The following is a 12,686-nucleotide window of genomic DNA, read 5'->3' as shown; positions in this document are numbered from 1 at the left end:
TAAAACCAAAAGAAATCAATATATGAATAAAACAGAACAATTCAGTGGATTGCCGATCTACGCAGAAAGCCGTCTGGCAAACGACCCGCCGCTGCGGGCAGTGCGCGCGTTTGAAGCTATCGCCAGGCTTGGCAGCGTGACGCTTGCCGCGCAGGAGCTGGATATTTCACCGTCTGCCGTGAGTCACCAACTCAAAGCGCTGGAAGGATATCTGCAGATTCCGCTCACGGAACGTCAGGGTCGCAGGCTGGTTTTAAGCCAGCAGGGACGGGAATATTATCGCTCGATCCGCTCGGCCTTTAACGTGCTGCGCCAGGCAACAGAACATCTGGTCGAGCAGGGGCAAACGCGGCAGGTCACGATAAGCCTTATCCCGCTGTTCGGCATGGGGTGGTTTATTCCGCGTCTGCCCACTTTTATGCGTGCCAACCCGCAAACGGAGATTAACGTCGTCTATGCTAACCACCGCAACTACCTGAGCGACGCGTCTGATATGTCGATTCGCTTCGGTAATGGCCAGTGGACCGGTTATCAAAGTGAAAAACTGATCTCAGGACGAATGGTGCCAGTGTGCAGCCGGGCGTTTTTACGTGTTCATGGTCATATCGACACCCCAGAACAGCTTCTGCAACTGCCGTTATTACACGACGAAGAACGATCAACCTGGCCGCAATGGTTGACGCTCCAGGGGGTAAAACGCCCGGTACGCCGGAGCGGCCCGATGTTTGAGGATGGGCTATTAACGCTGGCGGGAGTGCAGGCCGGGCTGGGATGCGCATTGATGCGCGAACCGCTCATTGCGCCATACCTTGAGCGTGGCGAACTGGTGAAGATGTTTGATTTACCCATCGAAGACGGGCGTGATTATTACCTCTGTGTGCGCGTAGATTCGGATATGACCGAGGATGGCAAACTTTTGCAAAACTGGTTACGCAGAGAAGCAGGCAGCGAGCCGCCTGCGGGGTAATAAACGTATGCGTCCTTATATCAGCGTTATTATTCGTAAATAATATTAATACCAGCGGAGACGTCAAAATCAGATGCAGCCACAGCATTGGTGAGTTTTACCAGCTGCGCGCTATAAGTGAATTTTGCAGTACCGTCTGTTCCAATAGCAACATTATGATTATCGTCTGAATTTGGTTTAACAATATTCCCATCCAGATTTTTTATCTCTAACCCGACGTTGGCACTATTATTGCCGTTAACCGCAAAAAACTGGTTTCCGCCAGAGGACGCTGTACCGGTGAAGCGGGCACGTGCAGTCCCAATACTGGACGGGCAACCAGACAAGTCCACATAAAAGCGATACTCTTCTGTACTTTCACCAACGGACAAAGCGGACATGTCAATTGTCCCCATATCCATGCTTTCGTTATTACTTTTGTCATTCACCGCGACCGTACAGCCCGCAACAGCGATCTTACCGGTAAATTTAATACTGGCAGCGTCAGTGGCGAATGCGCCTGCTGAAGGGGCAATGATTGCCGCAGTAAAGATCAGGGCGATAAAATTGTTCTTCATAGTTATTCCTTTATTAAAAATGGCAATGGTAGTTTATAGTTTAAACATGCTTTCATTAATGGAATATGCTGTCCAAAATAACACCGCGAGGTGATTTTTAAGGCAGTATTATTTTTATTTCCTGAGTGCAACGGAAATAGCAAGTGCGCTAAACAACCTGTGCTAGATAATTATGTGGTGCGCATCAATACCGATTATTGATAAAGTAAGTGTAGTGTTGCTAACGCATTAATTTCGCCCGGGGTGATATCGCCAGTGCGCACCATTTCTGCCGAAAATGTTTCTTTCTCAATATTGTGATTGATTTCAAATGTATGACCAAAGGAAACCGGGCTGCCGGCTGAATCCCTTAATCGAATACGTATTCCCCCGGCCTGTCTTTTCCCCGTTAAGGGGCGTAGTAGTCCACGATTATCCGTATGGCCTTCCCATCTGGCCTTGAAAGGGATATCCAGCGGGCAGTTTGTATTTAGCCGAAATGTTATCCGATGAGAGGCGGAAAACAGTGAAGGAAAATCGGTAGCCTCCGCCACGCCCAGATCAACCGTATTAACGACGGGGTTGCAGGCCGCTCTCTGTAGGGTAATGGAATTAAGCAAATTGATTAGCAGCGCCGGTTTGCCCGTATCAGGACGAATAGTGCCATAGGTTCCTCCCATCACCTGGCCTGCAGCCGAAATATGGGCTGCTGTTTGTACCAGTTGGAGTTTAATGTGCGCGTTGTCCGCGCCCTTCGGATAACAGGAAACGCTATCGCAATGCGTGGCTATTTTAAACGGAAAAGGACGATCGTTTATGAATAATCGATAACCTACGCCAGGAACATTTGTCGCGAATGTGTGATTTCCCATCACCGTGCGGTGGGTGGTGAATGCCCACAGGTTACCGCCCGCATTGCAGGATAATGATGAGGATTTAAGCTTGTCGCCGAGTTCACGCGATTCCTGGGCAAGAATGGTGCCGGCATGCTCAGTGCCGCTGAGCGTAATATCCGGCAGATGAAACCGCATAACCTGAGTATGGTCGATATGACAATCTGCCTGAGTACAGGCTGACAATATTATGCTGAGTAATGCCATCATGCGGGCAAATCTACGAGCAAATAAGGTTGAGTTCATAAAGGTGTTTCCCTTTTTTGGGCTGGAGGTGGTAATGGGATGAACAGAGATTCGGGATATCCCCCCATTTCACCGCGATGGATCCCTCATCTGGCGCGCCGGATAAAAATACTTGCCCTTTATCATCAACAATGCCCTCATTGCTCTGTTCTCCCGCAACGGCTGTCGCGCCGAAGGGAATAAAGGTTCCGTCTGGCTTACGTAAGGTGAACAGTATTTTTCTGCCTGAATGTGCGGTAAAAGGGGCTAAGACGACCGCACCCTCAGTGGGTATGACATGAACCTCTGTATTTTCCAGGGTGGTGTCTCGATCGATATTTGTCATATCAAGTGCAACCGCATCATCTTCATATGGCATGAGATAGGGTACGACGGTCATGCCGTTGCCGTCGGTTATAACGCCTGGATTATTTGACACCTGCAAACCGCTTGTGCCGGGGGCTTTCACCAGCGCAACGGCATTCTGAACATCAAAGGGTTGCCCAACGACAACGCCATACGGCGTTGCCAGAATGGAACTTTGCGCCCGATACGACAATGCCTGGTTGTGAGCGGTATCGCTGTAACCTAACTGATATTCACCCTGCCGCGCTTTATAGTCCAACTGGGCATTAAAGCTTCGGCTGTCACTGTCCCCGTTTATTGCGCCCGTGCTCCAGGATAATCTGTCATCGAGCGCATTACCGTTCAGGGCCAGGCTTTGAGTGGCCGTACCGGGCCTTTGTAAATTCACCCCTGTTGAAATCCAGGTGTCGCTGGAAAATACAGAGAACGGGATTTGTACATCGCACGCCAGTTGCTGATCGGTGCTACCGTCCATATCCTGCGTCCAGGTCCACCCCAAATTAAACGTTATGTCATGCCAGGTCTGGTTATAACTAAAGGACATGTTTTTGTCCTGTTTATGGCTCCAGTATGTCTGTTTCCACACACTGAGCGTCAAAGAACCACTCCCCATAATGGGCTGGCTGGCGGTGAGCTGGACTTTATTTTTCTGGGTGTCGTTGTCGCTTAGCTCATCATTGTCGAGATTTTGCACTGCCGTGGCAAAAGAGCTGTATCCGCTATCGGGCGAGCTCGCCCAGGAGAGCGAAATATCGGTGTCGGTGACCGGCAGGTTGAGTACGTACTGAACGCGGTAGTTGCGGCCAATGGTGGTCTCTCCCTTCACCAACTGGTTTTTCATCAGCGTCAAATCTACTGATATCGCACCCGGTAACCCGAGACTCAGCGCATATCCGATATCGGCAGAGGTGTAGCCTACTGCTATTTGCGATCCGCCGAACAGGGTCATGGCGTGGGGGAGGCCATAAAAAAGCGAGGCCTGATAAAAGCGCGGTTTGTGGCTCTGGCCGGCAGTATTATAACGCCCCGCCTCAAGGGAGTATTTAAAATAGCCCGGCCTTTGCATCACTGGCACGGTTCCCCAGGGTTGAATGAAACGTTGTTCGGTTCCATTGGTTTCTTTTATGCTGACGTGTAATTCACCGCCCCCTGACTGAGGATAAAGATCGTGGATCTCAAATGCGCCGGCTGGCACATACGTCTGATAAATCACACTGCCATTCTGGCTGACCTGTACCCGGGCATTTGCCGTCCTGGCGATGCCGGTAATAATCGGCGCGTATCCTTTTGCTTGATCGGAGAGCATCATTTGTGAGGTCATTAATGCAAGCCCTGTAAATGAAAAACCATCAAAGAGCAGTGCGTCACTTGCGCGATTGCCGATATAAATATCGCCGGCGAGGGACGGAATATCGCGCTGGGCCCAGGTATTTTTGCCATTCCAGGATGACGTACCTTCCTCCGGCTTATCCAGCGTTGACTGGTTTCTTAAACGCCAGGGGCCCAAATTAACCCCGCTATTGAGCTTCACAAACCGATCTCCCGTTGAAATGTCTTCTCCCCGATCCTTTTTTTGGCTTCCGCTTACGTCATAGTTAAGAAAAACAGCGTTAAGTCCCTCATCCCACTGGGAGGGGGCTATAGCAAAAGTGTCATTGGGGCCTTTCGTCATGTAAATTTGCGGGATGTTTAATTCCAATAATTGCCGGTTGAAATCAAAATGGGCACTGCTGCCGGGGAAAAAGCTTTCCAGGCTCGCCGGGTCTGCTTTATCTGGCGTGTATCTAACCACATCAACGGGCTGTAGCTGCAAAATGTGAAATTGCTGCCTGGTTAGCGCAGGGAGCAATGAGCCATCGGAACCCGCCACAAACTTGACCTCCATTTTCGGGGCTGGATGGCCGTTTAAGGTGATGCTAACAAAGTAGGTGCCCGGTAAGTTTGATGATGTATTAAATTGCCCCACGTTAATTTCACTCACGTCCGTCTGACTGGTGTTTTCCAGTTCTTCAGCGCTGAATGTATAATTATCTGCCCAGGTGCTGAATGTTGTGGAAGTAAACATCACTCCGAGTGACAGAGTGATTGCATTCAATTTCATAACAATAAGTACCAGTTATCTTATTATGGAAGCATTTTGTTTTTTTGCTCTGAAGGTTGCGCGGTATCGCTAATTACTGACCAACTTACACTGGAGATATGGGGCGACGGCAGAGGATAGCTCTGGGTGCCGAACGGAGAAATTATGGCATTATTATTGAAAGCAATTTTTTTATTATCGGCAGAAAGTGAAAAAAAGGTAATGTAAAAAGGAGATGGGTTTTTGACATTTAATATCCCCTTATTCTGGCTGAAGACGAGTTGGTTCCAGGCCGCCGGAACGTTGTCATCGGTTAACGATGCTGGGCGGTAAAACATTTTTAATGTGGAGTTAACGGCTATCGTCAAATTACTTACCGTTTTCTCTCCCCGCCCGGGTATTGCCTTTACGTTAAGATAAAAAACGGACTCGCGATCTTCAGGTAATGAACCGGAGGATTTGATAATGTTGAGGACATTTTTTTCTCCTGCATTCATTCGAAACAGCGGGGGAGTTACCACAAAGGGAACAGCGGATTTCGTTGATGAAGATGTATTCTGGCTATCTAACGCAGGCGTTATCCAGGACTGGACCAGATAAGGCAGTTTCTCTCTATTCGTAAGCTGAAAGGCAAGACCATCGTCAGCTTCATGATAAACCAGACGTGTACTGCCAAGCGTGATGGACGCCTGCGCAGACGCCAAAGGCATCGCGGCAAAAAAGCACACCATGAACAACGGTTTGACGCTATTTTTGAGAGTCATCAACATTCTTTATCTCAATTTTTTGCAGGGTCTGATTTTCATAAATCTTAAATGAAAAAACAGAGGGGGAATAATGTTTTGCGGGTCGAATAGTAGACCTCATGACAACACAATAATCGTGGAATGATAAAAAAGGTGCACGTACAGGCAATGCACCTTTTACTGAAGGACTAATTACTGATATGCAATATCGACTGCAACAGAAACATCGAATTGTGTTGAGTCCACTTTATCAGCCAGTTTTACCAGCTGCGCAGTATATTTAGTTTTTCCATCGCCATCATGCAGGCCAATACTCACGGAATCTGCGGCATTTGGTTTGACGACAGTGCCATAGGCATTTTTTAATTCAAGCCCAACTTTATTGCTGTTGGTGCCGCTCAGCGCGAAATACTGGCCGTTTTTAGTTGAGGCGGTACCGTCAAAGCTCAGTGTTGCGTTTGATACTGTATCCGGGCAGCCGCTCATGTTAATTGAGAAATCCATACTGTCTGAACTTTGGTTAATGGCCAGACCAGACATATCGACAGCACCCATATCCAGGCTGACATTGTCCTGGGAATCATTAACTTTTACGGTACACCCGCCATCGGAAATTGAACCCGTAAATTTAATGGTTGGACCAGCAGTGGCGAGTACATTTGCAGACGCAATAAGGGACGCTGTTCCGATAATTAACGCAATATATTTACTCTTCATTGTATTTCCTTCTGTTTTTCTGTTGTAAGAATTATCGCAATCTAAAGGAAAAATTATCGGGTGCATAACGTTTTTGTCGTCTAAAAAGAGACATCTCAATGTGTAAGGATAATCTTGTGCAGGCGAGCGGTTCCGGGCGGAAAATTTGTTTTGAACAAAGTCGTTGCGGCGTGAAGCGGGGACGAAAAAGAGAATTAACGTGGGCCGCGTGGCGGCATAAAAAAAGCCAGCCGCGAGGACTGGCCTTATTTATGGAGATATTTTAGAACTGGTAGTTCAGACCCACTGCGATGATATCATCGGTACCGATGCCTGCCTGACGGGTAAAGTTGTTAGCATCAAGCAGGTTGATTTTGTAATCCACGTAGGTGGACATGTTTTTGTTGAAATAGTAAGAGGTGCCGACATCAATGTATTTCACCAGGTTCTGGTTGCCCACGTTCTCGATATCTTTGCCTTTCGACTGTAGATAGGCGATAGATGGACGCAGACCAAAGTCGAACTGATACTGAGCAACCACTTCGAAGTTTTGCGCTTTGTTCGCGAAGCCGTAAATGTTTGAGCGGTTACCATTAGAAGTACCAAAACGGGTCGCGTTATAGGTCTGAGAGTATTGTGCAGCAAGGTAAACGTTATTGGCGTCATACTTCACGCCACCGCTGTACACTTCTGCGCGATCGCCATCACCATACACACTCGCTGCATTTTGATCTGCAGTACGGCGGGATGAGGACATAGCGCCGCCCACGCTGAAGCCTTCGCCCAGATCGTAGGTCAGAGAGGCGCCATAACCGTCGCCGTTCTGATTGAGCAGGCTGCGTCCATTAGTATTTTCGCCGCTCACGCTACCGTTCTTGCCCTGATACTGCAGAGCGAAGTTCAGACCATCAACCAGACCGAAGAAGTCCTGGTTACGATAGGTTGCTACGCCGTTTGCCCGGGACTGCAGGAAGTTATCTGCACCGTAGGTGTCACCGCCGAATTCTGGCAGAACGTCCGTCCAGGAGGTCACGTCGTAGATCACGCCGTAGTTACGGCCGTAATCGAAGGAGCCTGCTTCAGCAAATTTCAGCCCTGCGAAAGCGACACGTGTCCAGGACTGGTTGTCACTTTCGTCAGTATTACCCTGAATCTGGTATTCCCACTGGCCATAACCGGATAGCTGGTCGTTAACCTGCGTTTCGCCTTTGAAGCCAATACGCATATAGGTCTTATCACCGTCTGCGCCAGCGTCATCAGAGAAATAGTGAAGACCTGTTACTTTGCCGTACAGATCCAGTTTATTGCCGTCTTTGTTATAAATCTCGGCAGCGTTTACAACGCCTGCTGCCAGCATGGAAGTTACTGCCACTGCAACTAATTTAAGTTTCATCTTAAATATTCCTTATAATTTTTTTTGGGTATTTCCTGGGCCAATTTTAAACGATTGCTAAACGAGGCTGTTCGTCAATGGCATGCTATTTTTAAGAATCTTCTAGCCTACTTTCAATAATAAGTTTCAAAATATTAAAGATAATTTCAATTAGTGTGATCGCGATCGTATAAATTGCCCTTAAACAGGTTGATTTGCATATAAAACACTCAAAATCAGCTTATTTTCACCGCAAGATTATTAATAGAGTGAGTGTTGCTGACTGGCGTAGTGTGCGAAGCGAAATCTCGTTATTTCCGCAACGTATAGGTCTTATTGATGTAATAAAATTGTTTATAAACAGTGGGTTGTGTTTTTATCTCATCGTTGTCTTCGTGTTTTCAGCGAATGGTTGAGTCATTTACTATTGTTATTTTCGATATACCCAGCGTTAATATTTGCCGGGTAGTAATTGCCAGGGGTGTCAGTTTACGTCAATTACTGCAGGTTAAGTTTAGGTCTGCGTGTTAATATAAACGAAATCTAAACAGCGTTTCTGGCATTCAATGGCTATTCTGACGCGCCGTCATATTTTAAATTTATGTTAATTATGTTGCCGGGCTGAAATAAACCCGGCAGATATAAGGGCGGTTATCTGCGCGTTGCGTACCAGCACAATAGCGACCCGGTGCAGACCATCAACGCTCCTTGCCAGAACGAGAACGACAGCGGGGAACTCAGGAGCACAGCCGCCAGTGCGGCGGACAATACTGGTGTGAAATAAGAGACGGTAGCCAGCACGGTGAGGTTGCCGTGAAGAATGCCGATATTCCACGAGGCATAGCCGAACCCGAGCGCGACGCCGCACATCAGTAGTTTTACCACCACAGGAATGCTGAACACCATTTCCGGCTGCTCGCTGAGCGCATATTTTACCCATAAACTAAGGGCGGTAAGCAAAACAAAGAGGGTAATGCCGTTTTGCCCGTTGGCAAATTTACGCGTCACGGTGCAGTACGCTGCCCAGATGAAAGCCCCGGCGAGCGCCAGGGAATAACTCAGCGGGCTGGATATTACATTACGGGTAATTTCAGCGATCTGTAACCCGTGTTCGCCGCCTAATACCCAACAAACGCCCAGCAGAGAGAGGGCTAATCCTGGGATCACCCACAAATTTGATTTTTGCCGGTTAAAAACAATGGCAAACACAATGGTCAGGCTTGGCCAGAGATAATTCACCATTCCCACTTCGATGGCCTGCGATCGCGTTGCGGCATAGCCTAGCGACAGCGCAAGACACATTTCGTAGCTGACAAACAGCACGCTGCCGCTAATAAGATAGCGGGGCGAGAAGTGACGAATATTCGGGAAGCCAACCGTCAGCAGACAAAGTAATCCGCTTACGGTGTAGATCATCGCTGCGCCCCCCACTGGCCCTAGCCCCTCACTGACGCCGCGAATGAGCCCGACCATGGTGCTCCATAAGAGTATTGCCGCCAGTCCAATCAGCGTTGCTTTCTTTCTGTCCATTACCTTGCCAGTGCTAAAAACATCAAGGGAAAATTTATAGCATTAATGACGCGCTCACCGCGAATTATTCTGTTAAGCGCTTAATCATTAAGGGGTAATTAAACTCTACCGGGGTGACTATTAAGGGGGCGAAGAGGATGGACCTTGATTTGACGCAAAAAAAACAGGGGCGTTACTGGTAGTTTGCGCCGCGAAGTCTTATTCGAAAACGAGGACAACAATGGACGTCAGCCGCAGACAATTTTTCAAAATCTGCGCGGGCGGTATGGCCGGAACAACAGCGGCGATGCTGGGATTTGCTCCCAAAATGGCGCTGGCTCAGTCACGTAATTATAAATTGCTGCGTGCCAAAGAGATCCGTAACACCTGCACATACTGCTCCGTAGGTTGTGGGCTTTTGATGTATAGCCTGGGCGATGGCGCGAAGAACGCCAAAGCGTCGATTTATCATATTGAGGGCGATTCGGATCATCCGGTGAGCCGTGGCGCACTTTGTCCGAAAGGTGCAGGGCTGCTGGATTATGTGCACAGTGAAAACCGTCTGCGCTACCCCGAGTACCGTGCGCCGGGTTCCAGTAAGTGGCAACGCCTCTCCTGGGATGAGGCGTTTTCCCGAATCGCAAAATTAATGAAAACCGATCGCGACGCTAACTTTATTGAAAAGAACGAGCAGGGCGTGACGGTTAACCGTTGGCTCTCCACCGGGATGCTGTGTGCCTCTGCGGCAAGTAATGAAACCGGCATGCTGACACAAAAATTTGTGCGCTCGCTCGGTATGCTGGCGGTAGACAACCAGGCGCGCGTCTGACACGGACCAACGGTAGCAAGTCTTGCTCCAACTTTTGGTCGCGGTGCGATGACCAACCACTGGGTTGATATCAAAAACGCTAACGTCGTGATGGTGATGGGCGGTAATGCTGCCGAAGCCCATCCGGTGGGGTTCCGCTGGGCGTTAGAAGCGAAAAACAGTAACGATGCGACGCTTATCGTTGTTGATCCGCGGTTTACGCGCACGGCGTCGGTAGCGGATATCTATGCGCCGATCCGATCCGGTACAGACATTACGTTCCTGTCTGGCGTACTGCTTTACCTGATTGAAAATAATAAAATTAACGCGGAGTACGTTAAGCATTACACCAACGCGAACCTGCTGGTGCGGGATGATTTTAGCTTTGATGACGGGCTGTTTAGCGGTTATGACGCCGAAAAGCGTCAGTACGACAAGTCTTCGTGGAATTACCAGTTCGATGAAAAGGGTTACGCGATGCGTGATGAAACGCTAACCCATCCACGCTGCGTATGGAACCTGCTGAAACAGCACGTTTCCCGCTACACGCCTGACGTCGTGGAAAACATCTGCGGTACCCCGAAGGCCGACTTTCTCAGAGTGTGCGAGGTGCTGGCGTCAACCAGTGCGGCCAATAGAACCACAACGTTCCTGTATGCGCTCGGCTGGACGCAACATACCGTGGGTGCGCAGAACATCCGTACCATGGCGATGATTCAACTCCTGCTCGGCAACATGGGCATGGCGGGCGGCGGGGTGAATGCTTTACGCGGGCACTCAAATATCCAGGGTTTAACCGATCTCGGTCTGCTGTCCACCAGCCTGCCGGGGTATCTGACGCTGCCGTCAGAAAAACAGACTGACCTGCAGAGCTATCTGGCGGCGAATACGCCCAAAGCCACTCTTGCGGACCAGGTGAACTACTGGAGCAACTATCCCAGGTTCTTCGTCAGCCTGATGAAATCGTTTTATGGCGACGCGGCGCAAAAAGAGAACGACTGGGGCTTTGCGTGGCTGCCTAAGTGGGATCAATCCTGGGATGTTATCAAGTATTTCAATATGATGGATAAAGGTAACGTCAACGGCTACCTCTGCCAGGGTTTTAATCCGGTGGCTTCGTTCCCTGATAAAAACAACGTTGTCCGAAGCCTGAGCAAGCTCAAGTACATGGTGGTCATCGATCCGCTGGTCACCGAGACCTCCAATTTCTGGCAGAACCACGGCGAGATGAACGATGTGGATCCCGCCTCCATTCAGACCGAAGTGTTCCGCCTGCCGTCAACCTGTTTTGCGGAAGAGGACGGTTCTATAGCCAACTCTGGACGCTGGCTGCAGTGGCACTGGAAAGGTCAGGATGCGCCAGGTGAAGCGCGTAACGACGGAGAAATTCTCGCCGGGATTTACCACCGCCTGCGCGAGATGTATCGCACCGAGGGCGGAAAAGGTGTTGAACCGCTGCTGAAGATGCGCTGGAACTACATGCAGCCGGATCACCCTGAACCGGAAGAGGTGGCGAAAGAGAACAACGGCGTTGCGTTGGCCGATCTCTATGATGCCGGGGGAGCGCTGGTGGCGAAGAAAGGCCAGTTGCTCAGCAGTTTTGCCCTGCTGCGGGATGATGGTACGACCGCGTCGTCATGCTGGATCTACACCGGTAGCTGGACGGCGCAGGGTAACCAGATGGCAAATCGCGATAACGCCGATCCGTCCGGGCTGGGCAATACGCTGGGCTGGGCATGGGCGTGGCCGCTTAATCGTCGCGTGCTGTACAACCGAGCCTCTGCCGACATTAACGGTAAACCGTGGGATGCAAAACGGATGCTTATCCAGTGGAACGGGTCGTCGTGGACGGGTAACGATATTCCTGACTACAACACGGCGGCACCAGGCAGCGCGACCGGGCCGTTTATCATGCAACCGGAAGGTCTGGGTCGCTTATTTGCGCTTGATAAGCTGGCTGAAGGGCCGTTCCCGGAACATTACGAGCCGATGGAAACGCCGCTGGGCACTAACCCGTTGCATCCGAACGTGATTTCCAGCCCGGTGGTGCGTATCTATGACGAGGATATGTTGCGCTTAGGTAAGAAGGATAAATTCCCGTACGTTGGGACGACCTATCGCCTGACCGAGCACTTCCACACCTGGACAAAACACGCGCGGCTTAACGCCATCGCTCAACCGGAACAGTTCGTGGAGATCAGTGAAACGCTGGCAAAAACGAAAGGAATTGCCAACGGCGATCGCGTGAAGGTGAGCAGCAAGCGTGGTTTTATTCGTGCTGTTGCGATAGTAACCCGCCGCCTGCAGGCGTTGAACGTGCATGGACAGCAGGTGGAGACCGTCGGGATTCCGCTGCACTGGGGCTTTGAAGGTGTGGCGCAGAAAGGGTACCTCGCCAACACCCTGACGCCAAACGTCGGCGATTCCAACTCGCAAACGCCGGAGTACAAGGCGTTTCTGGTTAACATCGAGAAAGCGTAAGGAGCGA

At 49.9% G+C, this 12,686-nt stretch carries 9 protein-coding genes; 2 read left to right on the top strand and 7 right to left on the bottom strand.

Annotated elements, in window-relative coordinates; translation table 11 throughout:
- Positions 1-22 precede the first annotated feature (22 nt).
- Positions 23-967, top strand: coding sequence for a LysR substrate-binding domain-containing protein (locus tag NL510_RS12140; protein ID WP_253377025.1), 945 nt, complete (start codon positions 23-25; stop codon positions 965-967).
- 29 nt (positions 968-996) lie between these two features.
- Here NL510_RS12140 and NL510_RS12135 read toward each other — a convergent pair whose 3' ends face one another.
- The 7 genes from NL510_RS12135 to yddG all read right to left on the bottom strand — a co-directional run bounded on the left by NL510_RS12135 (position 997) and on the right by yddG (position 9,411).
- Positions 997-1,524, bottom strand: coding sequence for a fimbrial protein (locus tag NL510_RS12135; protein ID WP_253377023.1), 528 nt, complete (start codon positions 1,522-1,524; stop codon positions 997-999).
- Positions 1,525-1,718: 194 nt separating this feature from the next.
- Positions 1,719-2,642: a fimbrial protein gene (locus NL510_RS12130; protein WP_253377021.1), complete on the bottom strand. Its 924-nt coding sequence runs from the start codon at positions 2,640-2,642 to the stop codon at positions 1,719-1,721.
- Positions 2,617-5,088 (bottom strand): fimbria/pilus outer membrane usher protein, encoded by a 2,472-nt coding sequence (locus tag NL510_RS12125; protein ID WP_253377019.1) that lies wholly within the window; start codon positions 5,086-5,088, stop codon positions 2,617-2,619. Before NL510_RS12125 ends, NL510_RS12130 begins: the two co-directional genes overlap by 26 nt.
- Positions 5,089-5,111: 23 nt before the next feature.
- Positions 5,112-5,831 carry a fimbrial biogenesis chaperone gene (locus NL510_RS12120; RefSeq protein ID WP_253377017.1) on the bottom strand — a complete coding sequence of 240 codons (720 nt, stop codon included), beginning with the start codon at positions 5,829-5,831 and terminating at the stop codon, positions 5,112-5,114.
- A 174-nt stretch (positions 5,832-6,005) separates the two neighbouring features.
- A complete protein-coding gene (locus tag NL510_RS12115) occupies positions 6,006-6,530 on the bottom strand; it encodes a fimbrial protein (protein ID WP_253377015.1) in 525 nt (174 codons plus the stop codon).
- A 262-nt stretch (positions 6,531-6,792) separates the two neighbouring features.
- A complete protein-coding gene (locus tag NL510_RS12110) occupies positions 6,793-7,902 on the bottom strand; it encodes a porin OmpC (RefSeq protein ID WP_253377013.1) in 1,110 nt (369 codons plus the stop codon).
- 630 nt (positions 7,903-8,532) lie between these two features.
- A complete protein-coding gene (yddG, locus tag NL510_RS12105) occupies positions 8,533-9,411 on the bottom strand; it encodes an aromatic amino acid DMT transporter YddG (RefSeq protein ID WP_253377011.1) in 879 nt (292 codons plus the stop codon).
- A 220-nt stretch (positions 9,412-9,631) separates the two neighbouring features.
- Here yddG and fdnG point away from each other — a divergent pair, with 220 nt between their 5' ends.
- Positions 9,632-12,679, top strand: a complete 3,048-nt coding sequence (fdnG, locus tag NL510_RS12100) for a formate dehydrogenase-N subunit alpha (protein WP_253377009.1) — start codon at positions 9,632-9,634, stop codon at positions 12,677-12,679.
- Positions 12,680-12,686 lie beyond the last annotated feature (7 nt).

The sequence above is a fragment of the unidentified bacterial endosymbiont genome (assembly GCF_918797525.1).
In the GTDB taxonomy this organism is placed as follows: Bacteria; Pseudomonadota; Gammaproteobacteria; order Enterobacterales; family Enterobacteriaceae; genus Enterobacter.
Note: the sequence above shows the minus strand (reverse complement) of the source record. Positions and strands in the feature narration are given on the sequence as shown.